Here is a 24094-nt window from a genome sequence, read left to right as displayed (position 1 = left end):
GTCCGTTTTGTTTTCGACGAATTCTTAGCGAGGAGTCATAAATTGAGCATGACAGCCGAGAAGCATGCCCGAGAATTGTTGCTCAAGGAATACCGCGGGGTGCTTTCCACCCACTCCAAGAGCATGCCGGGCTTTCCTTTCGGATCAGTGGTGCCCTACTGCCTGGACGAGCAGGGCCGGCCGCTGATCCTGATCAGCCGCATCGCCCAGCACACCCACAATCTGCAGAAGGACGCCAAGTGCTCGCTGCTGGTTGGCGAGCGTGGTGCCGAGGATGTGCAGGCCGCCGGGCGCCTGACCCTGCTGGCCGAAGCGCGCCAATTGACCGAGGAAGGCGCCATCGTCGCGGCCGCCGAGCGCTACTACCGCTACTTCCCCGATTCACGCGACTACCACACCGCCCATGACTTCGATTTCTGGGTGCTGGAGCCCGTGCGCTGGCGCTTCATCGGTGGTTTCGGCGCCATCCACTGGCTGCAGGCGGTCAACTTGGCCAACCCGCATGCCGGCGAGCCGGAGCGCAGCATGGTCGAGCACATGAACGACGACCATGCCTCGGCGATCGCCCACTATGTGCAACTGGCCAACCTGCCGGACCACGAATCGGCGCAGTTGGCAGGTATCGACAGCGAGGGTTTCCACCTACGCATCGGCAAGGGCCTGTATTGGCTGGCCTTCCCAACATCCTGTAACAACCCAGGTGCAGTGCGGCAGGCCCTGGTATTGCTGGCTCGCGCCGAGGCCTGGCCGACCGCCGAGCAGGCGTCAGCTTGAATTAAGCCGCAGACCCCATACTTCATCCCTATCGGGAGCCGTTCTTCCGTCAAGGACCCTAGCAATGCGCGCTTTTCTCTTTCTGTTTCTGCTGTTCCCCATCATCGAACTGGCCGTGCTGATCCAGGTCGGCAGCGCCATCGGCGTACTGCCGACGCTGTTGCTGGTGATCGGTACCGCGATACTTGGCAGCATCCTGCTGCGCGTGGCCGGTGTGGCCACCGCCTGGCGTGCCCGCGAGAAGCTGGCCCGTGGCGAGATGCCCGAGCAGGAGATGTTCGAGGGCCTGCTGATCGCCGTCGGTGGCGGCCTGCTGCTGCTGCCGGGCTTCATCAGCGACGTGTTCGGCCTGCTCTGCCTGATTCCCTTCACCCGTCGCCTGCTGATCGGCAAGCTGCAGCGTCGCGCTCAGGAGCAGGCGGCGCGCCAGCGTGCCTTCTTCGACGATCCGGCGGCCCGCACTGGCCAGACTCACCCGCACGTGATCGAGGGCGAGTACCAGCGCCGCGACTAAGGCGCACCGGCGGAGCCCAGGCCCCAGGCCTGGCAGCCTGGGACCTGCTGCGGATTCCGCAGCTGTGTAAAAAATTTCACAGTTCGCCCTTGAAATGCCCTGGAACGCCCCTATCTAGCCTTCACCGCAAGGTTTCTGCCCCAGGCAGAACAGACTCGCGCGGCTCGCCCAGGCGTGCCGCGACCCGGCCCCGACCGGACATTGCCTAACCCCGCCGGCGCAGTCGCCGGCCAGTGAAAACAACTATCAGGAGAGATCGACAATGAAGCTTCGTCCTCTGCACGACCGCGTTGTAATCCGTCGCAGCGAAGAAGAGACCAAGACCGCTGGTGGCATCGTGCTGCCGGGCTCCGCCGCCGAGAAGCCGAACCAGGGCGTGATCGTCGCTGTTGGCGCTGGCAAGGTTCTGGACAATGGCGAAGTCCGCGCGCTGGCCGTCAAGGTCGGTGACAAAGTGGTGTTCGGCCCGTACAGCGGCAGCAACACCGTCAAGGTCGACGGCGAAGACCTGCTGGTGATGGGCGAGCACGAAATCCTCGCCGTCATCGAAGCCTGATTCGAAGCGATCTCCGTCTAAACCTACAGAATTGAGGAACAAGCAAAATGGCTGCTAAAGAAGTCAAATTCGGCGATTCCGCTCGCAAGAAAATGCTGGTTGGCGTCAACGTCCTAGCCGACGCCGTCAAAGCCACCCTCGGCCCGAAAGGCCGTAACGTGGTCCTGGACCGCAGCTTCGGCGCTCCGCTGATCACCAAGGACGGCGTGTCCGTTGCCAAAGAAATCGAGCTGAAAGACAAGTTCGAGAACATGGGCGCCCAGCTGGTGAAAGACGTTGCCTCCAAGGCCAACGACGCTGCTGGTGACGGCACCACCACCGCTACCGTTCTGGCCCAGGCCATCGTCAGCGAAGGCCTGAAAGCCGTTGCTGCCGGCATGAACCCGATGGACCTGAAGCGCGGCATCGACAAGGCCACCATCGCCATCGTTGCCCAGCTGAAAGAGCTGTCCAAGCCGTGCACCGACACCAAGGCCATCGCCCAGGTCGGCACCATCTCCGCCAACTCCGACGACTCCATCGGCAACATCATTGCCGAAGCCATGGAGAAAGTTGGTAAAGAAGGCGTGATCACCGTTGAAGAAGGCTCCGGCCTGGAAAACGAACTGTCCGTCGTAGAAGGCATGCAGTTCGACCGCGGCTACCTGTCCCCGTACTTCATCAACAAGCCGGACACCATGGTGGCCGAGCTCGACGGCCCGCTGCTGCTGCTGGTCGACAAGAAGATCTCCAACATCCGCGAACTGCTGCCGGTGCTGGAAGCCGTTGCCAAGTCCGGCCGTCCGCTGCTGATCGTGGCTGAAGACGTCGAAGGCGAAGCCCTGGCTACCCTGGTCGTCAACAACATGCGTGGCATTGTCAAAGTCGCAGCCGTCAAGGCTCCGGGCTTCGGCGACCGCCGCAAGGCCATGCTGCAGGACATCGCCATCCTCACCGGCGGTACCGTTATTTCCGAAGAAGTCGGCCTGAGCCTGGAAAGCGCCACCCTGGAGCACCTGGGTAACGCCAAGCGCGTTCAGCTGAGCAAGGAAAACACCACCATCATCGACGGCGCCGGCCAGCAGGCCGACATCGAAGCCCGCGTTGCGCAGATCCGCAAGCAGGTCGAAGACACTTCCTCCGACTACGACAAAGAGAAGCTGCAAGAGCGTCTGGCCAAACTGGCCGGCGGTGTTGCCGTGATCAAGGTCGGTGCCGGTACCGAAGTCGAGATGAAAGAGAAGAAGGCCCGCGTTGAAGACGCCCTGCACGCGACCCGCGCAGCCGTCGAAGAAGGCGTGGTACCTGGCGGTGGCGTGGCTCTGGTCCGTGCCCTGCTGGCCATCGAAGGCCTGAAAGGCGACAACGACGACCAGAACGTCGGTATCGCCCTGCTGCGCCGCGCCGTTGAAGCCCCGCTGCGTCAGATCGTGGCCAACGCCGGCGATGAGCCGAGCGTAGTGGTCGACAAGGTCAAGCAAGGTTCCGGCAACTACGGCTACAACGCTGCTACCGGCGTGTACGGCGACATGATCGAGATGGGTATTCTCGATCCGGCCAAAGTCACCCGTTCCGCGCTGCAGGCCGCTGCTTCCATCGGCAGCCTGATGATCACCACCGAAGCCATGGTCGCCGATGTTCCGGAAGACAAGGCCGCTCCGGCCATGCCGGACATGGGTGGCATGGGCGGCATGGGCGGCATGATGTAAGCCGACCGGCTCCCGAGCTGTAGCAAAAAAGCCCCGCCTAGTGCGGGGCTTTTTCATGGCCGCGATTCAGTAGCGGGTGTCAGCGGCGACGGGGTTCGCGAGGGCCTGTGGGCGATACAGCAGCCAGTCGTACAGGCCGAGGCAGACCAGCCAGCACAGCGCTGCCGTCCACAGGTTGTGCGAGAGGAAGTGCGCGCCCTGGGCCATGCGCACCAGCGAGAACAGGGTGCCCAGGCTGAACGCCACGATCAGCGCCGTCCGGGCACTGCGTGGGTGGCGATCACGCAGGGCGAAGAACAGCGCGAACAGGGCAAAGCCGGCTGCGGCATGCCCGCCGGGCCAGCAGCTGCCGGGTTTCTCCACCGGTTCGGCACGCGGGCCGAGCAGCGGCGAGAAGTGCTCGACGCCGCCGTACTGCTCCAGGCTCCAGGGGCAGTGCATCTGGGTGGCCTTCTTCAGCGGGGTGATGATGCCGGTGGACAGCCCCATGGCCAGCACCAGGTAGCCCAGGGTACGGCGCAACGGGCGCAGGCGGGTCGGCAGCAGGCTGAGCAGGAAGCCGACCAATGCCAGCACGCCGACGGCGATGACCAGTTGCTTGGCGCGGTCGTGCAGCACGTCTTCGAGGAAGTCGTTGTGCCGGCCGATGAAGCCCAGGCCTTTGACGTAGAACAGGTCGGCCACGGCGAAGTCCAGGTGGCTCGGTTCGAACAGCAGGAGGAGGGCGAGCAGCGCCAGGGGGACGCCGTACCACCAGCGCCGGTCGAAGTAGGGGGAGGTGTTCATTGCTGGCCGATCTCCAGCTCGCCACGCGGCCCGTGCCAGCCCAGCAGGCGGCTCTGGAAGTCATGGCTGGCGGCCTGGTAATAGGCGATGTCGCGCTGCAGCAGCGGGTCGCTGCTGTCGACCGAGGATTCGCGGCTGGTATTCAGCGCATCATCGTGGCGGCGCAGGTGCTGACGCGGGCTGAGGATTGCCAGGTCGTTGCCGTCGAACAGGCCGAGGTGCTGGTAGTTGCCGATCAGCACGCGCGGTGGCGCGGCGTTGGGCTTGAGCAGGTCGCGGCCGAAGAAGGTCGACTGGTAGTCGAGGTTGAGCAGCCCGAGCAGGGTCGGTGCCAGGTCGATCTGGCTAGCCAGCTGGTCGTCCTCGCGTGGCTGCAGCCACTTGGGCGCATAGATGAACAGCGGGATGTGATAGTTGGCCACCGGTAGGTCCTCCATACCGGCGCTACCGGCGCAGTGGTCGGCGACGAAGACGAACAGGGTGTCGTCGAACCAGGGTTTGGCGCGTGCTGCGGCGAGGAACTGGCCGATGGCGTAATCGGTGTACTTCACCGCGCCCTCGCGGCCTTCGCCGGAGAGGATGTCGATGCGCCCGTCCGGGTAGGTGTAGGGACGGTGGTTGGAGGTGGTCATCAGCTGCAGCAGGAAAGGCTTGCCGGCGGCGTGGTCGGCGTCGGCCAGCTTGATGGCCTGGGCGTAGAGGTCCTCGTCGGCCATGCCCCAGGCGTTCTTGAAGTGGATATCGCTCTCCGCGACGCTGCTCTGGTCGACCACCCGATAGCCATTGCCGGCGAAGAAGGCATTCATGTTGTCGAAGTAGCCGCGCCCGCCATAGACGAAGGCGCTGTCGTAGCCCTGGGCGGCGAGTTGCTGGCCGAGGCTGGCGTAGCCGCTCTCACGGCCGATGCGCTTGACGATGGAGCGCCCCGGGGTCGGCGGGATCGCCAGGGTGATGGCCTCCAGACCGCGGTCGGTGCGGGTGCCGGTGGCGTAGAAGTTGTTGAAGAACAGGCTCTGCTGGCGCAGCTGGTCGAGGTTCGGGGTCAGCCCGCGCGGGTCGCCGAAGCTGCCCAGGTACTTGGCCGACAGGCTCTCGATGGTCACCAGCACGATGTTCAGCTTGCGCGGTGTGCCGGGGTTGTCGATCTGCCGGCGCACATCCAGCGGGTCGCTGCCGACGAAGGTGGCGTTCGGTTCGGCCAGCTCGCGGCGCAGGATCGGGCCGATCTGCCGATCCGGCAAGCTGCTGTAGAACTGCTGGTAATCCAGTTCGTTGTTACGGAAGGCGGCGAAGAACTGGTACGGGCCGTTGCTCGCCAACTCGTGGCGATAGGCATTGCCGCCCAGGCCGCGCGGGCTGTCCTGGTCGAGCAGGGCGAGGGACAGGCCTGCCGCCAGCAACAGGCCGGCCACGGCCATGCCGCGCTGGCGCCAGCTCGGCAACGGCGCCAGCAGGGCTGTGGTGAGCGGGCGGTGCAGGGCCAGGGCGAAGAGCGCGGCGAACACGCCCAGGCAGGACAGCAGCAGGCCGATGGGGTAGGACTCCAGCAGGTTGTTCAGCACCTCGTCGGAGTACACCAGATAGTCGACCGCGATGAAGTTGAAGCGCACGCCGAACTCGTCCCAGAACAGCCATTCGGCGGTGGCGACGAACAGCATAAGGAACAGGCTGGCGAGCAGGAGCAGGCCCAGCCACAGGCGATGGCCCGGGCGGCGCCACAGGGCTGGCGGGCAGAGCAGCAGGTAGAGGCCCAGCGGCAGGGCGGCGTAGGCGAGGAAGCCCAGGTCATACAGCAGGCCGACGGCGAACACGCCGGGGGCAACACCACCAGCTTCGTGCAGGTGCGTGGCGAGCAGCACACCGCGGGTGGCGAGGAACACCGCCAGCCAACAGGCCAGCAGCAGGAACAGATAACGCAGGGGCGCAGTGCGATGTAGACGCATGCTAGTTTCCACGGGTAGTTGAAGATGTCGCGGAGTCTGGCGACGGCTTTGTCGACGTCTGGTGAAGAAGGTGTGAAAAAGCCGTCAATTGGCGTCGTTCGGCGCCTTGGCGGGTTATCGTTGCGCCACTTTTTCAGCGGCCATGGGCCGAATTGGAGTTTTTCATGCGCATCCTCCTGGTCGAGGACAACCGCGACATCCTGACCAACATGGCCGACTACCTGCAGATCAAGGGCTACACGGTGGACTGTGCCCTGGACGGCCTGTCCGGCCTGCGTCTGGCCAGCAGCGAGCACTACGACCTGCTGGTGCTGGACATCATGCTGCCGGGCATCGACGGCTACACCCTGTGCAAGCGCCTGCGCGAAGAGGCGCGGCGCGACACGCCGGTGATCATGCTCACCGCACGCGACCAGCTGGATGACCGCCTGCAGGGCTTCCAGGCCGGCGCTGACGATTACCTGGTCAAGCCGTTCGCCCTGTCCGAACTGGCCGCGCGCATCGAGGCGGTGCTGCGCCGTAGCCTGGGTGGCGGCAAGCGCCTGCTGGAAGTCGCTGACCTCAGCTACGACCTCGACACCCTGGAGATCACCCGTGCCGGCAAGCCGCTCAAGCTCAACCCGGTCGGCCTCAAGCTGCTCGCCCTGCTGATGCAGAAGAGCCCGCACGTGGTGCGCCGCGAGGTGCTGGAAGAGGCGCTGTGGGGCGACGACTGCCCGGACAGCGACAGCCTGCGCAGCCATGTGCACCAGCTGCGCCAGGTGATCGACAAGCCTTTCGACAAGCCCCTGCTGCAGACCGTGCACGGCGTCGGCTATCGCCTGGCGGAGCCGATTGATGGAGTTTAAACAGAGCCTGTCGCGACGCATCGTCATCGCCTTCGTGCTGATGACGGCGCTGGTCGGCGGCACCTTCGCAGTCGGTATTGTCGAGACGGTGCACCAGGTCGAGGAGCGCCTGATTTCCAGCGAGCTGGGCGGCGATCTCGGGCGTCTGCTGAAGATGGAGAGCATGGACGACTGGCGCCATGTGCCCGAACCGGGGCAGCTGTTCTACTTCAGCGACGGCCGCGACGACTTCGCCCTGCCGGCGGACCTGGGCGAGCTGGCGCCGGGCTTCCACGAGGTGTTCCGCGACGACATCTCCTATCACGCCTTCATGGAGCTGGTCGACGGCCGCCGCTACCTGTTGCTGCAGGACCAGAGCGGTTTCGAAGAACGTGAGCAGCTGCTGTTCGCCGTGGTGCTGGTGGGCTTCCTGCTCAGTCTGGCACTGTCCGGCCTGCTCGGCTGGTTGCTGGCGCGCAAGGTGATCGAGCCGGTGGTGCGCCTGTCGCGCCAGGTGCGCCAGCCCGATCAATTGCTCGACGAGGCGCCGCAGCTGGCGCGCGACTATGCCGGTGACGAGGTGGGCCAGCTGGCGGCCGCCTTCGATACCACCCTGGGGCTGCTGCGCCGCGCGCTGATGCGCGAGCGGCTGTTTACCAGCGACGTCAGCCACGAGCTGCGTACCCCGCTGATGGTGCTGGCCAGCTCCTGCGAACTGCTGCTGGAAAGCCCGGGCCTGGATGAGCGGGGCAAGGACCGGGTGCGGCGCATGGCTGCCGCCACCGAGGAGATGCGTGGCCTGGTGCAGACCTTCCTGCTGCTGGCGCGCTCGCGCCAGGACGAGAGCAGCGCCGCCCAGACCAGCCTGCGCGAAGTCGCCGATGCGCTGGTCGAACAGTGGCGACCCTCCATCGAGGCCAAGGGCCTGAGCTTTGACTACCAGCCGCAGCAGGCCGGCACAGCACTGTACAACGGGCCGTTGCTGCGCTCGGTGCTGGGCAACCTGCTGCGCAATGCCTGGCACTACACCGAGCAGGGGCACATCGTCCTGCGCCTCGGCGAGCAGGGTTTCCTGGTCGAGGACAGCGGCGTGGGCATTCCCGCGGCCGAGCGCGAGGCGATGTTCCAACCCTTCGTGCGTGGTGGCGCGGCGCGGGGCGAAGGTCTGGGCCTGGGGTTGTCGCTGGTGCAGCGCATCTGCGAGAGCCAGGGCTGGAGTGTCGAGTTGTCTGACGCCGAGCCTCGTGGCTGTCGCTTCCAGGTGAGCCTGGGCTAGCCGTGGCGAGTATGGCGATCTGCCCACCGGTTGCGCGGGTACGGCTCTTGCAGTCTCCGCGCAACCGGCGGCCAATTGCCCGAATTCAGCACCGATCTGCGGCCGCCAGAAGCACTGTGTTACCCAGCGTTACCATGCCGGGGCCATGGACGTGGGAAGCACTCGGTTCTGGAGAGTCGACATTGTTGCAGCTGTCTTTCGCGGGTGTTGTCGGTGGCGCTCAGTTCGAGCACTGGTGGCAACTGCAGGGTGAATGGGTCGAAGAGCCCAATCAGCGTAGGGGTGGGGAGAGCGGGGTGCAGCGCCTGCACAACGCCGAGGGGCATCTGCTGTATGCCAAGCGCCAGGTCGGGCATCTGTGCCGCAGCCTGGCCCATCCATTCGGCCGGCCCACGGTGTTGCGCGAACGCGATGCGTTGGCAGGCCTGAGCCGCCTGGGTATTCGCGTGCCGCGCCTGATCTACTGCGGTGCCAGCTACCAAGCCGAGCAGGGCTGGCGCGGCCTGCTGGTCAGCGAGGCGCTGGAAGGCTTCTGCGACATCGAGCAGTGGTACGCCTCTGGTGGTGAGCGCACGGGCGAGCAGCATGCCGTATTACTGCAACAAATAGGTGCAACACTGGCGCGGATGCACTTGGGTCGCTGGCAGCATGGCTGCCTGTACGCCAAGCATGTGTTCGTGAAGGTCACGGCAGACAGTGTGGAAGTGGCGCTGCTCGATCTGGAGAAGAGCCGCCGGCGCTTCAGCCGCCAGCGTGCTGCTCAGCATGACTTGCGCCAGTTGCGCCGTCATTCGCCCTGGAGCGAGGCCGAGTGGCAGGTGTTGTTGCAGGGCTATCGCCAGCAGTGGGGCGACGAGCTGCCGCAGCTGGGTTGAGGAACTTCGTATATAACGTGCGCTCTGATGAGCGCCCTGGCCCGCGGTGGATCGCCGCTCGTCGGGTTAAGTGTTGCCAAGGAATGGTCTGGACTAGTTTTACTTTTCAGGCGTTTGGCAGCGCTATCAAGGGGTTATCGAAATGAAATTAGAAATCGCTAGAGGATTGTTCCTCGTCGGTGCCCTGAGCGTCACGGCCCTGGCTGCCGCTGCCTGGCAGGAGCCCGCGCCGCAGGTGCTCGATGCGGTCAGCTGCGCCGCGCAGAAATGCCCGGCAGTTTCCACCCACCATACCGATCTCAATGCGATCGAGGCTGACAGCGATAACCTGGTGCTGCTGATGTTCGGTCTGTCGCATGCGATGAAGGCCGAGCAGTAGCGACGAATCCCGCTCCAAGAAAAAGCCCCGCGAATGCGGGGCTTTTTCGTTGTTGCTGGTGGCTTAGTGCGCCGGCGCGCCCACTGTGTCTGGTGCCTTGTCCGGGCTGGCCAGCAGGGTGTAGACGCAGGGCAGCACGAACAGGGTGAATAGCGTGCCGATCGACATGCCGGTGGCGATCACCAGACCGATGTCGAAGCGGCTCACCGCACCGGCGCCGGTGGCGAGGATCAGCGGCACCATGCCGAAGACCATCGCCGCGGTGGTCATCAGCACCGGGCGCAGGCGGATCGACGCGGCTTCCTCGATCGCCTCGCGCACCGACAGGCCCTTGTCGTGGCGCAGCTGGTTGGCGAACTCGACGATCAGGATGCCGTGCTTGCTGATCAGGCCGATCAGCGTCACCAGGCCCACCTGGGTGTAGATGTTCATGCTGGAGAAGCCGAGGAAGATCGGGATCAGCGCGCCGCAGATCGACAGCGGCACGGTGACCAGGATCACCAGCGGGTCGCGGAAGCTCTCGAACTGCGCGGCCAGCACCAGGAAGATGATCGCCAGGGCCAGGCCGAAGGTGACATACAGCGCGCTGCCTTCCTGGACGTACTGGCGGGTGGCGCCAGCGTAGTCGAAGGTGTAGCCGCGCGGTGCTTCCTCGCGAGCGATCTGCGCGATGGTCTCGGCCGCTTCGCCCATGCTGACGATAGGCACGCCCTCGATGGTCGCCGCGTTGAGCTGCTGGAACTGCTTGAGCTTGGTCGGCCGTGCGCGGTCGCTGACCTTGATCAGCGTGCCTAGCGGCACCATCTGCCCGCTCTCGCTCTTCACGTAGTAGTTGCTCAGCCAGCCCGGATTGTCGCGGTACGGGCGTTCGACCTGGGCGATCACCTTGTAGCTGCGACCGTCGATGGTGAAGCGGTTGACCTCGCCCTCGCCGAGCAGGATCGCCAGGGTCGCGCCGAGGTCCTGCATGGACACGCCCATCTGCGCCGCCTTGGCGCGGTCGATGTCGACCACCACTTCCGGCTTGTCGAACGCCAGGTCGACGTTGAGGAAGGCGAACTTGCCGGACTCCATGGCGCGCTGCTCGATGCGCTCGGCGACCTGCAGCAGCGACTCGTAGTCGTTCGGCGTGTTGACGATGAACTGGAACGGCAGGCCCTCACCGGTACCCGGCAGCGATGGCAGGTTGAAGCCGAAGATCTGCAGGCCGGGGATGTCGTTGAGGCGATGCTGGACGATCGGCAACAGCTCCATCTGCGTGCGTTCGCGCTCGCTCCAGGGCTTGAGCAGGAAGCCGCCGATGCCGGACTGTACGCCGTCGAAGCCGTTGATCTGGAAGGACGAGTAGTACTCGGGGAACTCCTTGAAGATCTTCACGAACTGGTCGGTGTAGGCGTTCATGTAGTCCAGGTTGGTCGGCTGCGGCGCGTTGGCGAACAGGAACACGATGCCCTGGTCCTCGTCCGGCGCCAGCTCGTTCTTGCTGAACATCAGCAGCACCGGGATCAGGCACAGCACGATCACGCCGAACACGATCACCACCGGGCGGGTGTTGAGGGTGCCGTGCAGGGCCTTCTGATAACGACGCTTGAGCTTGTCGAAGATCTGGTCGAGCTTGTGCGCCAGGCCCGTGGGGTTCTCTTCATGGCGCAGCAGCTTGGCGCACATCATCGGCGACAGGGTCAGGGCGACGATGCCGGAGATGATCACCGCGCCGGCCAGGGTCAGGGCGAACTCCTTGAACAGCGCGCCGGTCAGGCCCTCGAGGAAGCCGATGGGGGCGTACACCGCAGCCAGGGTGATGGTCATCGAGACCACCGGGATGGCAATCTCGCGGGCGCCGTCGAGGGCGGCGTTGAACGGCGTCTTGCCCTCCTCGATATGGCGGTGGATGTTTTCCACCACCACGATGGCGTCGTCCACCACCAGACCGATGGCCAACACCATCGCCAGCAGGGTCAGCAGGTTGATCGAGTAGCCCATCAGCTGCATGAAGAACAGCACGCCGATCATCGACAGCGGGATGGTAATCACCGGGATCAGCACCGAGCGGAACGCGCCGAGGAACAGGAACACCACCACGATGACGATCAGCACCGCCTCGCCCAGAGTCTTCACCACTTCCTCGATGGAGGCGCGGATGAACTCGGTGGCGTCGTAGGCGATGGACACCTTGAGGTTCGGTGGCAGCTGCGCCTCCAGCTCCGGCAGGGCGCCGCGCACATGCTTGATCACGTCCAGCGGGTTGGCGCTGGGCGTGCCCTTGATGGCGATGTAGACCGACGGGATGCCGTCGAACGAGCTGATCGAATCGTAGTTCTCCGCGCCCATCTCCACTCGTGCGATGTCACGCACCAGGATGCGGCTGTCGCCATCGGTCTTCACCGGAATCGCGGCGAAGGCCTCGGCCGACTTGAGGTCGGTGGTGGCGTTGATGCTGGTGACCACGTACTCGCCCTTCACCTGGCCGGCGGCGGCGAGGAAGTTGTAGCGCTGCACGGCGCTGGTCACGTCCACGGCGGTGATGCCATAGGCGGCCATCTTCACCGGGTCCAGCCACAGGCGCATGGCGAATACCTGGTTGCCGAGGATCTCGGCCTCGGCCATGCCGGGCAGGGTGGCCAGCTTGGGCTGGATCACCCGCGACAGGTAGTCGGTGATCTGCGGGTTGGACAGCTCGTCGCTGTAGAAGCTGACGTACATCAGCGCCGAAGCGTCGGCCGCCTCCTTGGACAGCACCGGGTCTTCGGCGTCCTGCGGCAGCTGGTTCTTCACCTCGTTGGCCTTGGCCAGCAGTTCGGTGAACAGCCGGTCGGTATCCGCGCCGATACGGGCGTAGATGGAGATGGTGGAGACGTTCTGCTGGCTCGACGACGTCATGTAGTCGATGCCTTCGGCGCTGGCCAGGCTCTGCTGCAGCGGCTGGGTGATGTAGCCCTGGATGGTCTCGGCGTTGGCCCCGGGGTAAGCGGTGGACACCGTGATCAGGGCGTTTTCCATCTGCGGGTACTGGCGGATCACCAGTTTGCTGAAGGCCTGGAAGCCCAGCAGGATGATCAGCAGGCTGACCACGGTCGCCAGGACCGGGCGCCGGATGAACGGATCTGTGAAAGCCATAACGGATTCCTTGGCGTCGGGCCTTACTGCTCGACGCTGGCTTGTTTGTCCTGGGTCAGGGCCTGGTCAGCGACGATGGTCACATGCGAGCCATTGTCCAGCTTGAGCTGGCCGGCGGTGACCACCTGCTCGCCGGCCTTGAGGCCCTTGAGCACCAGCACCACGCCATCGCGGCGTTCGCCGGTCTCGATGAAGCGGCGCTCGACCACCAGTTGGGCCTGGCCCTTGTCGTCTTTGACCACGGCGCCCTTGTCGTCCTTCTGCTCGCCGATCACGTACACCGAGTTGCCGTAAAGGGTGTAGGTGATGGCGGTTTCCGGTACGACCACCTGCGGCTTCTCGCCCGGCAGCAGCACTTCGAGGTTGGCGAACATGCCCGGCAGCAGCTTGTTGTCCGGGTTCGGCAGCAGGGCGCGGACCTGCACGTTACGGGTGGTGACCTCGACCTTGGGGTTGAGTGCGTTGACTTCGCCCTCGAACACCTCGCCCGGATAGGCCGCCACGCTGATACGCACGCGTTGGCCGATGGCCAGCTGCGGGTAGTCCTGCTCGGGCAGGAAGAAGTCGACGTAGAGCTTGGACAGGTCCTGCAGGGTAGCGAACGGATTACCCGGGCTCAGGTAGTCGCCGGTATCCACCTGGCGGATGCCGATGGTGCCGGCGAAGGGCGCGAGGATGCGCTTCTTGTCCAGCTGGGCCTTGAGTTGGGTGACGCTGGCCTCGGCCTTGAGCACCTCGGCGTTGAGGCGGTCGTATTCGCTCTTGGAGATGGCCTGGCGCTTGACCAGGTTCTGGCCACGCTCGAACTCGACGCGAGCCAGGCTGCGCACCGCCTCGGCGGTGGCCAGGATGGCGCGCTCCACCTTGCCGTCCAGCTGCAGCAGCGGCTGGCCCAGGGTGACCTTCTCACCCGATTGGAACAGCACGGCTTCCACGGTGCCCTCGACCTCGGCGGTCAGGTCCACGCCCTGGTAGGCCTTGAGCGTGCCGATGGCCGGCAGGCGGCTCTGCCAGGGCTTCTCTTCGGCGCTGGCGGCAGACACGCTGATGGCCGGCTGCGGGGCCGAGAACATCTGGATCTGCTGGTAGATGGAGAAGCCTTTGTAGGCGGCGAGGGCGAGCACCACGACGAGCACGACGCCCAGCATGATGAGCATGCGGCGGAGCAACATATTCCGAATCCTTGGCGAGGCAGAGAGAGCCTGGAATAGGCGAAGCAGGCACCTTAGTGCCGCTTGCCGGTCAAGTCAAAAGCTTGGCGTTTACAAAGCTTTGCCAAGGCATTATCGCGCAAGGATCGCCGCAGGAAACCGCACAGATGGCGGCAGAATCGGCACTTCCCTGTGCCGTTGCAGGGTGGCTCAGGCGCCGAGGCGCTGGGTCACTTGGTTCAGCTCGCCGGACAGGCTCTGCAGGTTCTGACTGGCCGCCTGGGTGCGCTCGACGTTCTCCTGGTTGGAGCTGGCGATGGCGGTGATTTCGGTGAGGTTGCGCGAGATGTCCTCGGCTACCGAGGTCTGCTCCTCGGCGGCGGTGGCGATCTGCCGGTTCATATCGCGGATGGCTTCCACTGCGCCGGTGATGCGTTCGAGCATGGCGCCGGCCTCGGTCACCTGGGTCACGCCTTCTTCGCTGCGGCTCTGCCCGCTCTCGATGGCGCGTACCGCGTTGATCGCGCCGGACTGCACGGTGTCGATGATCTGGTGGATCTCGGCGGTGGATTCGGCGGTGCGCTGGGCTAGGGTGCGTACCTCGTCGGCCACCACGGCGAAGCCGCGGCCCTGCTCGCCGGCGCGGGCGGCCTCGATGGCGGCGTTGAGGGCCAGCAGGTTGGTCTGCTCGGCGATGCCGCGGATCACTTCCAGCACCTTGCCGATGCGTCCGCTGTCGGCCTCCAGGCGACGGATCACTTCGGCGGTGTTGGCGATCTCGCCGCGCATGCCGGTGATGGTCTGGATGGTCGACTCCATCACGCGGCCGCCCTGGCGCGCCGAGTTGTCGGCGTCGTCCGCCGCGTGTGCCGCCTCGGCAGCGTGGCGCGCCACTTCCTGGGCGGTGGCGGACATCTCGTGCATGGCGGTGGCGACCTGGTCGGTGCGCTCGAACTGCTCGTTGATGCCCATGGTCATGCGCGAGGCGATCTGGTTCAGCTCGCCGCTGGCGGTGTCCAGGTTGCCGCTGCTCAGGCGCAGGCTGTCGGTGGTGCTGGCGAGGAAGTCGCGCAAGGTGTTGGCGGCACGGGCCAGCAGGCCCAGCTCGTCCTTGCGCTCCACTTCCACGCGCTGGCCGAAGCGGCCGTGGCTGAGTTGGTCGACATGGCTGATCAGGTGGCGGATGGGGATGATCAGGTGGCGGTTGACCAGCCACAGGCTGAACAGGCCGATCACCACGCTGGCAGCCAGCATCACCACCGTGCCGAGGGTGATGGTGCGCTCGGCGCTGGCATTGATCAGTTCCGCCTGCTTCAGGCTCTGCTCGCGCAGCTGGTCGACCAGGGCGGTCATCTGTTCGCTGGCGGCACGGTCGATGCCCTTGACCGCGGCGTCGCCGGCCTTGACGTCACCACCGGCGGCGACGAAGGCGTCGCGGCCCTTGCGGTAATTGGCGCCGAGGGTCTGGTGTTCGCTGCGCAGGCGATCCACCTGGGATTTCAGGGCAGCATCGTCCGCGGCTTCCTTGGACAGCTCGCCGAGGATGTCCTGCACCTTGCGCTCCTGAACCTCGAACTGGTTCCAGTACTTGTTCAGGTTCTCGCTGTCCTGGCCGCGCAGCAGGACGTTCTTCCATTCCTGTACCTGGATCTTGAATTCGACGTTGGCGGCATCGATCAGGCGGGCGGCCTGCAGCGGGCCGTCGAGCAGGCCGCGATAGGCCTGCATGCCGCTGGAGAGGAAGCTGAAGCAGGCCAGGGCGGTGACCAGGATCAGGGCCAGGCTGCCGCCGAGCAGGGTGAGAATCTGCGCACGCAGGGACTTCTGTAGGGACATGGCGAGGGCGCCTCTTGAGGTGGTGAATCCTCGGAGCCCACCAGGGGCGCCGGAATGCGGATATCCCTATCGCCGGCCACAGGGCCGGGGCACAGGCCTGCCGCGAGGCGGGCGCGTGTGACGTGCCGTTCAGTATAGGTCGGCCGAGACGGGATGGCCTTTAGCCGTCAGTTCGCTCCAGGCCCCGGCTGCCGCGAGGAACAGCCGAATAGCGCAGGAACTTTGGCAGTTTGCCCGCTGTAGATGACGTTTTTGTTGCAATTGCGTTGCCGCGTCGGTTTCCCGACGCGACAACCGGCCTCAGGCGAGGTGCAGGTGGTTGTCCCAGAAAGCGGCGGGCAGTTGCAGGGGCTGCATGGCGATCTCGCCGCCGCGGCAATCGTAGCGACGGCAGCGGCCCTGGCCGGAGGTGACGACGAAGCCTTCCTTGATCGCACCGACCCCGGCGCAGTCGGGCAGGGGCGCATCGAGGCGCACGGCGCCGCTGTCCAGGTCCCAGATGAAGAAGCGGTTGCCGCGTGGCGCGGTCAGGGCCACCAGGCGCAGTTCGTCATGGATGGCGACGCTGGCGGTGTACTGGTTCATCGCTGCCCACTGCGCATCGCCGAGCGGGAAGGGCGTGAAGGCTTGGCCGGGACGCTTGATCGCCAGCAGGTCGGAGCGCTCGTGGGCATCGCCCATGTACTGCTGGCCGGCGACTATGGTGCCGTCGGCGGCGACCGCCAGATGGCGCACGCTGTTCATCTGCTGCGGCAGGGTTTCCTTGGACAGCAGCGTGCCGTCGCGGCGCATCAGCACCAGGCTCGGCTCCATGGCGTCGAGGTTCATCTCGACACGGCTCTCGGCCTCGGTGCGGATGCCGCCATTGGCGACGATCAGAGTCTCGCCATCGGGCATCCAGCTGACCTGGTGCGGGCCCAGGCCATGGGTCGACAGCTCGCCCTCGCGCACCAGTCGCTCGTTGTCGAAGCGGTACACTCCGAGCAGGCCGCGGCCAGGGTCGCTGGTATCGTTCTCGGTGGCGTAGAGCCACTCGCCATCCTTGTGGATCGCGGCGTGGCCATAGAAGTGGCGGTCGGTCTGCGAGGTCACGGTCTGCAGCAGGCGGCCGTCGCGCAGGTCGATCAGGTAGCTCTCGGTGCCGGGGCGGCGCGCCACGTAGAACGCCAGCGGCAGGCTGGGGTGTTCGATGATGTCGTGGCAGCGCTGGGCGACCTGGGTGGCGAACACCTGCTCGCCATCCAGGCGGTAGGCCACCGCATAGTGGCGGCCGTTGTCATCGTCGCGCGCCGACAGCAGCAGCGGCATGCCACTGCGCCGGCTGAGGCTCCAGCCACCCAGGGCGAGGGCGCCGAGCAGCGTACTGCCGAGCGCCAGGACATGACGGCGCAACATGCTAGTCACCATCGTTGGCGTTGAAGCCGAGCTGCACGTTCAGCGCCTTGGCCAGCTCGCCTTCCTGCAAGCGATGCAGGCGGTTGAGACTGTCGTAGAAGTCGTTGGCCTGGGTCACGCCGTCCTTGCTGGAGAGCAGTTCGACCAGTGGCGGCTCCAGCGCTTCCAGTTTGTTGATGGCCTCGGTGTAGGCGGCATCGACGCGCCCGGCGAGTTCCTTGTGCTCGCTGCCGAGCAGGTCGCGCAGGCCCTTGCCGTCCTTGCCGTGCCACAGCGACTCGGCGCTGGCCAGGACCGCGCCGACGTTGGACAGCGAGGTGGCGCTACGCCAGGCCTCGGCCTGGTAAGGCTGAGGAATGCCCTTGGACTGGCGGCCCAGCGGTGCACCGAGCTTCTTCTTCAGCGTGTCGATGGCGGTGATCTGCACGCGCAGCAGTTCGGCGATGGCTTCCTTGGATTCTGCGTAGCGGTTGTTGGGGAACTTGCTCAACTGCTCGGCCATGCCGTCCTTGGCCGTCCAGCCGGCGAGGATGGCTTCGGCCAGGTGCTGTTGGCGCGCACCAATGGCTTCCAGCAGCGGGCAGTAGCGCTCACGCGTGGCGGCGTCGGTCTGGTCGATCTGCGGGTCGAAGAGGATGTACTCGTAGGCGGTCAGGCCCTGCACCACGACGCTGGCCTTCTCCAGACCGGCGGCATCGATGCCCGGGTTGGCCTTGATCAGCTGTTCGACCTGGCGCTGCACCAGGTTCTTCTTGTCCGGCCAGAACTGCACGCGCCAGGCCTGGTTGCCCTCGGCCAGCGGGCCGACCAGCAGCGGTTGCAGCTCGGCCCAGGCCTTTTGTGCGGCGAAGAAATCGGCATGTGCCTGCTGCAGTTCGATCTGCCCGGCGCAGTAGGCGATGGCGCTCTTGGCCAGCGCGCGGTCGGCCTCGACCCAGCGGTTGTAGGTCGGCAGGATCACCTGTTCGGTCAGGGCAGCGGTGACCTGGGCCTGCGGGTCCTGCGGGGCGCAGGCGCCGAGGGCGAGGGCGGCGAGGCTGGTGAACAGGAGTTTGGGTCGGAACATGCAGGGGCTCCTCAGAGTGAGTTCAGGAAGGCCAGCAGCGCGCCGCGCTCGCTGGTATCGAAGTCGATGACGGCCTGCTTGGCGCTTTCCGCTTCACCGCCGTGCCAGAGAATGGCCTCCAGCAGGTTGCGCGCGCGACCGTCATGCAGGAACTGGGTGTGGCCGTTGACGCGCTCGGTCAGGCCGATGCCCCACAGCGGAGCAGTGCGCCATTGGCGGCCATTGGCCTGGAACTCGCTGCGGCCATCGGCCAGGCCTTCGCCCATGTCGTGCAGCAGCATATCGGTATAGGGGCGAATGGTCTGCTTGGCCAGCTCCGGCTCGGCGGCATCGGCCGCGGTGACGAAGCTGGGGGTGTGGCACTTGGCGCAGCCGGCATCGCTGAACAGATGCTTGCCGCGGCGCACTTCCAGATCGTCGACGCCACGCCGTGCCGGCACCGCCAGGTTGCGGGTATAGAACAGCACGTTGGCCAGGATGTTGTCGCTGACCTCGGGCTCGCCGCCATGCGGCATGGCGCGGCAGTCGGTCTGCGCGGCGGTGCATTCGTCATGCGGCAACAGGCTGGTGGTCAGGCCCATGTCGCTGGAGAAGGCATGCATATTCTGCTGGTTGAGGTTGGGCTGGCCGGCCTTCCAGCCGAAGCGGCCGAGCACGGTCTCGCCACGGGCGTCGTCCCAGACCTGGTTGGCCACGCCGCGAATGCCGTCGCCGTCGCGGTCCTCGGGGTCGGCGCCGGCGAGGATCGCCGCCTCGGGAATCGCTTCGAGCAGGCCCAGGCCGATCATCGGCGGAGCGATACGGGCAGAGAACAGGGTGTCCGCCTGCATCTCGCCGTAGCCGAGGTTGCTGATCTGCAGGCGCGGCTTGCGCAGCTCCACGACTGTGCCGTCGGCGAGGCTGACCGAGTGGTTGTCGTACTCGACCCGCACCTTGCCCTCGGGCGCGACGCCGGGGTTGCTCATGTCCTGCAGTTGACCGCCGTACACCGGCTCGGGCACCACGCCCAGACGCTGGCGCAGCTCGGCATGGGCCGGCGAGTCGTCACCCGGCACGGACAGGCGCACCAGCATGGAAACGGAGCTGATGGCGCCGCTCTCCGGCGGATGGCCGCGGCCATCCTTGATATGGCAGTTCTGGCAGGCGTTGGTGTTGAACAGCGGGCCGAGTCCGTCACGCGCGGTGGTGGTGGACGGCGCGATCACCCAGGGATTGCGGAAGAAGCTGTTGCCCACGGCGAAGTCCAGGCGCCGCGATGGCGCAAGGTTGGCGGAGGGCAGGGAGAAGGCGTTCTGGTCGCTCTGGCTCACCGTGGTGGCGCCACCGGACAGCGCTTCACCGGGTTCGGCAGGCGCCGGCGTGCGCTCGCAGGCCGAGAGGAGCAGGGCCAGCGGCAGGAGGCAGAAGCGCAGCGGGAAGGGCATCGAGAAAGCCTGGACAGCCGAACAAGGCGGGCAATCTTAGCAGGCTAAGGGAGTTCAAATAAGAGGAATTAGCGTTTGTGCCCGATGCAGATTGTCGCGGGATAAGAATGGGCGGCAGCGATTCGGTAGCGCGTAGCAGCGGTCAAAGGGACGGCTGCCAACAAAGGCGGCGCATAAAAAAAACGGGAGCGCCTTGTGGGCGCTCCCGTCCTGGACAGCTCTGCGGGTATCAGAACTGGTGATCGGCGGTGTCCGGGTTCAGGTCGCTGATGCCCAGAACGCTCGAGGCCTTCTCGATGGCGCCAGTCTGCTTGACCAGGGCGGCGATGGCGTCACGGACCTTCTGCTGGCCTTCGGTGTTGTCGGCGGCGATCAGTTGGTCGAAGTGCACGTTGTCCTTCTCGGCGCTGTCGACCAGCACCTGCAGCTTGGCTTCGGTGGCTTCCAGGTCGGCCTTCAGGGTGGTGTCGGCAGCGGCGTCAGCCTTGGCCACCAGCGAGGACAGGCTCGGGCCGGTCAGGGTGGTGCCGTCGACCTTCTTGTACTCGCCCAGGTAGACGTTGCGGATGCCCTTGCCGTTGTAGAAGTGCGAGTTGTGGGTGTTGTCGCTGAAGCAGTCGTGCTCGTCTTCGGTAGAGTTGGCTTCCAGGGCGACCTTCATGCGCTCGCCAGCCAGCTCGCCGAGGGACAGGCTGCCCATGCCGAACAGCATCTTGCGCAGGCCGCTCTCGGCCGATTCGGCTTCCAGCTTGGCGCGGTAGTTGTCGGCAACGCCGGCTTTCCACTGGCCGACCATCTCGTCCAGGTCGCTGACCAGCAGGTCGGTAGCGGCCTTGAGGAAGGCGCGGCGGCGCTCGTTGTGCTCGCCGGTGGCGCCGTCGCCAACCAGGTAGTCGGTGTACGGACGCTGACCAGCGCCCGGGCCGGTGCCGTTCAGGTCCTGGCCCCAGAGCAGGAACTCGATGGCGTGGTAGCCGGTGGCGACGTTGGCTTCGGAACCGCCCAGCTCGTTCAGCTCGGCCAGCTTCTCGCTGGTGATCTCGGTGACGTCGATCTTGTCTTCGCCGACCTGGATGGTGGTGTTGGCGATGATGTTGGCGCTGGCGCCCGGGTTGCCCAGAGCGTGCTGGTAGTCCTTGGCGACGTAGTCGATCAGGCCTTCGTCCAGCGGCCAGGCGTTCAGCTGGCCTTCCCAGTCGTCGACCACGGCGTTGCCGAAGCGGAACACTTCGGTCTGCATGTACGGTACGCGTGCGGCCAGCCAGGCTTCCTTGGCGGCTTTCAGGGTCTCTTCGCTGGGCTTGGCGAGGAAGGCGTCGATGGCGCTCTGCAGTTGCTTGCCGGTGCTGGCGGCATCGCTGAACACGGTGAAGGCCAGTTCGGCGTAGTGGTTGACCACGGCCTTGGCGGCGGCTTCGTCGACCTTGCCCGCAGCGGCTACGGGAGCGGTGGCAGCGGCCGGAGCGGCGGCTTGCGGAGCAGCGGCCTCTTTCTTGTCGTCGCCGCAGCCGGCGAGGGAAATGGCGAGGGCCAGCAGGCTGGCGGTGGCCAGGGGCATGCGAGTCATGGCGGAGTCCTTTGCTTCTAGTGTTGGAAGGCGGGAAAACCGCTCAATGATGCGAAAGATTTTCATTAAATGCAAAGGCGATTTCCGTTCGTCGCCTTGTGGACGCAGCGCGGGCTATCGCTAGAATGCCGGCAGTTCACAAGGAGTGTCGTCCCATGCTTGTCACCGTTGCCGTGATTGTCGTGCTGTTCCTCGTTGCCGCCTGGGCGGTAGTTCTCTACAACGGCCTGGTGCGCCTCAAGCACGGGGTGACCAAGGCCTGGTCGAACATCGACGTGTTGCTCAAGCAGCGTCATGACGAGCTGCCCAAGCTGGTGGAGACCTGCAAGCAGTACATGCAGCACGAGCGCACCACCCTGGAGCGAGTGATCGCCGCGCGTAGCGCCGTGGCCAGTGCCCGCGAGCAGCACGACGTGGGCGCCCTGGGCAAGGCTGAGAGCAGCCTGCGCGCCGGCCTCGGCCAGCTGTTCGCCCTGGCCGAGAATTACCCCGACCTCAAGGCCAATGACAGCTTCCAGCATCTGCAGCAGCGCATCTCCGGGCTGGAGAATGCCATCGCCGATCGCCGCGAGCTGTACAACGAGGCGGTCAACCTGAACAACGTGCGTATCGAGCAGTTCCCTGATGTGATCCTGGCGCGCATGTTTGCCTTCAAGGAGGCCGAGCTGCTGCAGTTCAGCGAGGAAGAGAAGGCCGACGTCGACCTCAAGTCGCTGTTCAACTGAGATGGATGTGCCTGGTCTGGCCATCAGCATGGCCTTCAGCGTCGGCGCCTGCGCCGGCGGTGGCTGGTGGTGCATCAAGCGTCTGTCCGAGGCGCGCTTTCTGCTCAATACGCCGACCTCGAAGATTCGTTCCGCCGCGCAGGGCTATGTCGAACTGTATGGCGTGCTGGACGAATTGCCCGGTGGCCAGCAACAGGCGCCGCTGACCGGCACGCCCTGCCTGTGGTGGCGCTTCAAGATCGAGGAGTATTCCGGCGATGGCAAGAACCGCCGCTGGCGCGTGGTCGAGAGCGGTACCAGCGAGGCGCTGGTGCGCCTCAAGGACGCGACGGGGGAGTGTCTGATCAATCCGCGTGGCGCCGAGGTGCGACCCAGTACCCGCCAGGTGTGGAGTGGCAGCGAGCGCCATCCGCGGGGGCTCAGCGGTGGTGGTGGGTTGCTGGGCATGCTGCTATCTGCCAACAGCCAGTACCGCTATACCGAAGAGCGCCTGCACGTCGGGCAGCCGCTGTATGCCATCGGCGATTTTCGTACCCGCGGCGGTGCGGAGGCGTTCGACCTGACACTGGCGCAGGGCGCGGTGGTGCGCGAGTGGAAGAGCGATTTCGCCGGCATGCTGCAGCGCTTCGACAGCAATGGCGATGGCCAGCTGGACTCGCAGGAATGGGAGCGCATGCGCGAATCGGCGCGGGCCGAGGCGCAGCGTCGGCAGTTGGCGCGGGGCGAGGCGCCGGTGCATCACCAGTTGGCCAAGCCGGGCGAGTCCTATCCCTTCATTCTGTCGAATGGTGGGGAGGATGAACTGGCTCGCGGCTTCTACTGGCAGGCCGCCGGCGGTGCGCTGATCTGCCTGGTCGGCGCCCTGGCCACCACCTGGCTGGTCAGCAACGTGCTGTTGCCAGGGTTGGCTGGCGCCTGAGGCTTACTTGCTCTGCTTGTGGATGTTCTTCGGCAGCTGCACGACCTGGCTGTCCGAATAGATGTCGTGCCAGCTGCGCTTCTGCTTGTCCCACAGGGCCCAGAAGAAGCCCAGGCCGCAGGACAGCCAGGAGCCGATGGCCACTACGAAGCGCAGCAGCGCCTGCCACAGGCTGATCGCACTGCCGTCGGCGTTCTGGATGCGCAGGCCCCAGACCTGCATGCCGAGGGTCTGGCCATTGTGGGTCCAGAACTTGGCGAAGAAGCCGAACAGGCTCATCACCAGCAGCGTGGAGAGCAGGGGGTCGCCGTCCAGCTTGCCGGCATCCGACATCTGCCGCAGTTGCTCCTCGCCGAAGATGCCCATCTGCGCAACCTTGTACAGCAGGGTCACCACCATCAGCATGGCGACGCACAGCAGGAAGTCGTAGAACATCGCGGCGAAGCGGCGGATCAGGCCGGCGGCAGGGAAATCGCCCTGGGGGCGCAGTAGATGCTTGGGCATGGAGGGCTCGGCGGAAGAAAACTGCGCGCGATTGTACGGGCTGAAGACGGTGGGTACAAAAGCGCAGGGTGTGACCAGGTGTTGTCGCGGGGCAAAGAGTCGAGGGCTCTGGCGAGCAGGCACAAAAAAGCCCCTGATGTTGCCATCAGGGGCTCTTTAGTAGCAGCAGCGATTAGCCCAGAACCTGGACCTTGTCAGCTTGCATGCCTTTCTGGCCTTGCACGGCTTCGAAGGTGACCTTCTGGCCTTCTTTCAGGCTGCGGAAGCCCGAACCTTCGATAGCGCGGAAGTGCACGAACAGATCCGGACCGCTCTCGGGGGTGATGAAGCCGAAGCCCTTCTCGTCGTTGAACCATTTGACGGTGCCGGTTTGACGATTCGACATTGTCTTATTTCCTTGAAACTAGAGTTGATGACAGCCTCCCGGCATATGGCGCGAGAGGGCTGGAACTGGTTGCAGAGAGTAAGAGAAGTCGAGCGGGATGTAGCGGATCTAGGATCTACTGCACCAGGTCACGATTCAAGGCGACCCAAGCAAACACAGTTGACCCACTCTAGCTAACTCAAATGAATTTGCCAACCCCCCTGAAACAGCTGATTCCAGAGGCTTTGCAGGCAATTTGAGGGGGGAGGAAAATATCGTGGTGCCCCGGGAGAGACTCGAACTCTCACTCCTTTCGAAAACGGATTTTGAATCCGCCGCGTCTACCGATTCCGCCACCGAGGCACGATGGCCGCGCAGTATATGGAGGAGGCCTTGGGCGGTCAATTG

At 65.3% G+C, this 24094-nt stretch carries 21 protein-coding genes and 1 tRNA gene; 10 read left to right on the top strand and 12 right to left on the bottom strand.

Translation table 11 applies throughout. The features are described 5' to 3' along the window. Positions 1–42: 42 nt before the first annotated feature. From IP89_RS07530 to groL, 4 genes are all read left to right on the top strand, one after another. The gene (locus IP89_RS07530) at positions 43–774 is read left to right on the top strand and encodes a HugZ family protein (RefSeq protein WP_043308756.1); all 732 of its coding nucleotides are present in this window, start codon (positions 43–45) and stop codon (positions 772–774) included. A 64-nt stretch (positions 775–838) separates the two neighbouring features. After that, positions 839–1288, top strand: coding sequence for an FxsA family protein (locus IP89_RS07525; RefSeq protein ID WP_043308754.1), 450 nt, complete (start codon positions 839–841; stop codon positions 1286–1288). Positions 1289–1550: 262 nt separating this feature from the next. Next, positions 1551–1844 (top strand): co-chaperone GroES, encoded by a 294-nt coding sequence (locus IP89_RS07520; protein WP_043308752.1) that lies wholly within the window; start codon positions 1551–1553, stop codon positions 1842–1844. 47 nt (positions 1845–1891) lie between these two features. Next, on the top strand, positions 1892–3532 hold the full coding sequence (groL, locus tag IP89_RS07515; RefSeq protein ID WP_043308750.1) for a chaperonin GroEL: 1641 nt from the start codon (positions 1892–1894) through the stop codon (positions 3530–3532). 66 nt (positions 3533–3598) lie between these two features. Here groL and IP89_RS07510 read toward each other — a convergent pair whose 3' ends face one another. Beyond that, positions 3599–4318 (bottom strand): phosphatase PAP2 family protein, encoded by a 720-nt coding sequence (locus IP89_RS07510; RefSeq protein WP_043308748.1) that lies wholly within the window; start codon positions 4316–4318, stop codon positions 3599–3601. Next, positions 4315–6261 (bottom strand): LTA synthase family protein, encoded by a 1947-nt coding sequence (locus IP89_RS07505; RefSeq protein WP_043308746.1) that lies wholly within the window; start codon positions 6259–6261, stop codon positions 4315–4317. The genes IP89_RS07510 and IP89_RS07505 overlap by 4 nt, the downstream gene beginning before the upstream one ends. Positions 6262–6425: 164 nt before the next feature. Between IP89_RS07505 and IP89_RS07500 the strand changes: the two genes are divergently transcribed. From IP89_RS07500 to IP89_RS07485, 4 genes are all read left to right on the top strand, one after another. Further along, positions 6426–7109 (top strand): response regulator transcription factor, encoded by a 684-nt coding sequence (locus IP89_RS07500; RefSeq protein ID WP_043308744.1) that lies wholly within the window; start codon positions 6426–6428, stop codon positions 7107–7109. Next, complete coding sequence (locus IP89_RS07495) at positions 7099–8364, top strand: HAMP domain-containing sensor histidine kinase (RefSeq protein ID WP_043308741.1); 1266 nt, start codon at positions 7099–7101, stop codon at positions 8362–8364. The genes IP89_RS07500 and IP89_RS07495 overlap by 11 nt, the downstream gene beginning before the upstream one ends. Positions 8365–8549: 185 nt before the next feature. Then, a complete protein-coding gene (locus tag IP89_RS07490) occupies positions 8550–9239 on the top strand; it encodes a lipopolysaccharide kinase InaA family protein (RefSeq protein WP_052081003.1) in 690 nt (229 codons plus the stop codon). A 142-nt stretch (positions 9240–9381) separates the two neighbouring features. Continuing rightward, on the top strand, positions 9382–9618 hold the full coding sequence (locus IP89_RS07485; RefSeq protein ID WP_043308739.1) for a hypothetical protein: 237 nt from the start codon (positions 9382–9384) through the stop codon (positions 9616–9618). Between the two features lie 63 nt (positions 9619–9681). Here the strand turns inward: IP89_RS07485 and IP89_RS07480 are convergent, their stop codons facing one another. The 7 genes from IP89_RS07480 to IP89_RS07450 form a co-directional block, all read right to left on the bottom strand. Further along, positions 9682–12735 (bottom strand): multidrug efflux RND transporter permease subunit, encoded by a 3054-nt coding sequence (locus tag IP89_RS07480; protein ID WP_043308737.1) that lies wholly within the window; start codon positions 12733–12735, stop codon positions 9682–9684. A gap of 23 nt (positions 12736–12758) precedes the next feature. Next, positions 12759–13907 (bottom strand): efflux RND transporter periplasmic adaptor subunit, encoded by a 1149-nt coding sequence (locus IP89_RS07475; RefSeq protein ID WP_043308735.1) that lies wholly within the window; start codon positions 13905–13907, stop codon positions 12759–12761. Between the two features lie 189 nt (positions 13908–14096). Then, entirely contained in the window at positions 14097–15722 is a 1626-nt protein-coding gene (locus IP89_RS07470; protein WP_043308733.1) for a methyl-accepting chemotaxis protein, read from the bottom strand. A 300-nt stretch (positions 15723–16022) separates the two neighbouring features. Beyond that, on the bottom strand, positions 16023–17117 hold the full coding sequence (locus IP89_RS07465) for a DUF1513 domain-containing protein (protein ID WP_043308731.1): 1095 nt from the start codon (positions 17115–17117) through the stop codon (positions 16023–16025). 1 nt (position 17118) lies between these two features. Then, the gene (locus IP89_RS07460) at positions 17119–18183 is read right to left on the bottom strand and encodes an imelysin family protein (protein WP_043308729.1); all 1065 of its coding nucleotides are present in this window, start codon (positions 18181–18183) and stop codon (positions 17119–17121) included. 11 nt (positions 18184–18194) lie between these two features. Beyond that, on the bottom strand, positions 18195–19607 hold the full coding sequence (locus IP89_RS07455) for a di-heme oxidoredictase family protein (RefSeq protein WP_043308727.1): 1413 nt from the start codon (positions 19605–19607) through the stop codon (positions 18195–18197). 229 nt (positions 19608–19836) lie between these two features. Beyond that, positions 19837–21174, bottom strand: a complete 1338-nt coding sequence (locus tag IP89_RS07450; protein WP_043308725.1) for an imelysin family protein — start codon at positions 21172–21174, stop codon at positions 19837–19839. Between the two features lie 155 nt (positions 21175–21329). On the opposite strand from IP89_RS07450, the gene IP89_RS07445 reads away from it, so the two are divergent. Continuing rightward, complete coding sequence (locus tag IP89_RS07445; RefSeq protein ID WP_043308724.1) at positions 21330–21899, top strand: LemA family protein; 570 nt, start codon at positions 21330–21332, stop codon at positions 21897–21899. Position 21900: 1 nt separating this feature from the next. Then, positions 21901–22818 carry a GIDE domain-containing protein gene (locus IP89_RS07440; RefSeq protein WP_043308723.1) on the top strand — a complete coding sequence of 306 codons (918 nt, stop codon included), beginning with the start codon at positions 21901–21903 and terminating at the stop codon, positions 22816–22818. Between the two features lie 3 nt (positions 22819–22821). Here IP89_RS07440 and IP89_RS07435 read toward each other — a convergent pair whose 3' ends face one another. The 3 genes from IP89_RS07435 to IP89_RS07425 all read right to left on the bottom strand — a co-directional run bounded on the left by IP89_RS07435 (position 22822) and on the right by IP89_RS07425 (position 24049). Then, positions 22822–23322 (bottom strand): RDD family protein, encoded by a 501-nt coding sequence (locus IP89_RS07435; protein WP_043308720.1) that lies wholly within the window; start codon positions 23320–23322, stop codon positions 22822–22824. 172 nt (positions 23323–23494) lie between these two features. Continuing rightward, on the bottom strand, positions 23495–23707 hold the full coding sequence (locus IP89_RS07430; protein ID WP_021700367.1) for a cold-shock protein: 213 nt from the start codon (positions 23705–23707) through the stop codon (positions 23495–23497). A 257-nt stretch (positions 23708–23964) separates the two neighbouring features. Continuing rightward, positions 23965–24049, bottom strand: a tRNA-Leu gene (locus tag IP89_RS07425). Positions 24050–24094 lie beyond the last annotated feature (45 nt).

The organism is Pseudomonas sp. ML96, from assembly GCF_000761545.1.
In the GTDB taxonomy this organism is placed as follows: Bacteria; Pseudomonadota; Gammaproteobacteria; order Pseudomonadales; family Pseudomonadaceae; genus Aquipseudomonas.
This window is presented reverse-complemented; position numbering and strand designations above follow the sequence as displayed.

Excerpts from the sequence above, each read along its gene's own strand:
- IP89_RS07525 (WP_043308754.1), top strand. The coding sequence starts at position 839 with ATGCGCGCTTTTCTCTTTCTGTTTCTGCTGTTCCCCATCATCGAACTG.
- IP89_RS07520 (WP_043308752.1), top strand. The coding sequence starts at position 1,551 with ATGAAGCTTCGTCCTCTGCACGACCGCGTTGTAATCCGTCGCAGCGAA.
- groL (WP_043308750.1), top strand. The coding sequence starts at position 1,892 with ATGGCTGCTAAAGAAGTCAAATTCGGCGATTCCGCTCGCAAGAAAATG.
- IP89_RS07510 (WP_043308748.1), bottom strand. The coding sequence starts at position 4,318 with ATGAACACCTCCCCCTACTTCGACCGGCGCTGGTGGTACGGCGTCCCC.
- IP89_RS07505 (WP_043308746.1), bottom strand. The coding sequence starts at position 6,261 with ATGCGTCTACATCGCACTGCGCCCCTGCGTTATCTGTTCCTGCTGCTG.
- IP89_RS07500 (WP_043308744.1), top strand. The coding sequence starts at position 6,426 with ATGCGCATCCTCCTGGTCGAGGACAACCGCGACATCCTGACCAACATG.
- IP89_RS07495 (WP_043308741.1), top strand. The coding sequence starts at position 7,099 with ATGGAGTTTAAACAGAGCCTGTCGCGACGCATCGTCATCGCCTTCGTG.
- IP89_RS07485 (WP_043308739.1), top strand. The coding sequence starts at position 9,382 with ATGAAATTAGAAATCGCTAGAGGATTGTTCCTCGTCGGTGCCCTGAGC.
- IP89_RS07480 (WP_043308737.1), bottom strand. The coding sequence starts at position 12,735 with ATGGCTTTCACAGATCCGTTCATCCGGCGCCCGGTCCTGGCGACCGTG.
- IP89_RS07475 (WP_043308735.1), bottom strand. The coding sequence starts at position 13,907 with ATGTTGCTCCGCCGCATGCTCATCATGCTGGGCGTCGTGCTCGTCGTG.
- IP89_RS07470 (WP_043308733.1), bottom strand. The coding sequence starts at position 15,722 with ATGTCCCTACAGAAGTCCCTGCGTGCGCAGATTCTCACCCTGCTCGGC.
- IP89_RS07465 (WP_043308731.1), bottom strand. The coding sequence starts at position 17,117 with ATGTTGCGCCGTCATGTCCTGGCGCTCGGCAGTACGCTGCTCGGCGCC.
- IP89_RS07460 (WP_043308729.1), bottom strand. The coding sequence starts at position 18,183 with ATGTTCCGACCCAAACTCCTGTTCACCAGCCTCGCCGCCCTCGCCCTC.
- IP89_RS07455 (WP_043308727.1), bottom strand. The coding sequence starts at position 19,607 with ATGCCCTTCCCGCTGCGCTTCTGCCTCCTGCCGCTGGCCCTGCTCCTC.
- IP89_RS07450 (WP_043308725.1), bottom strand. The coding sequence starts at position 21,174 with ATGACTCGCATGCCCCTGGCCACCGCCAGCCTGCTGGCCCTCGCCATT.
- IP89_RS07445 (WP_043308724.1), top strand. The coding sequence starts at position 21,330 with ATGCTTGTCACCGTTGCCGTGATTGTCGTGCTGTTCCTCGTTGCCGCC.
- IP89_RS07440 (WP_043308723.1), top strand. The coding sequence starts at position 21,901 with ATGGATGTGCCTGGTCTGGCCATCAGCATGGCCTTCAGCGTCGGCGCC.
- IP89_RS07435 (WP_043308720.1), bottom strand. The coding sequence starts at position 23,322 with ATGCCCAAGCATCTACTGCGCCCCCAGGGCGATTTCCCTGCCGCCGGC.
- IP89_RS07430 (WP_021700367.1), bottom strand. The coding sequence starts at position 23,707 with ATGTCGAATCGTCAAACCGGCACCGTCAAATGGTTCAACGACGAGAAG.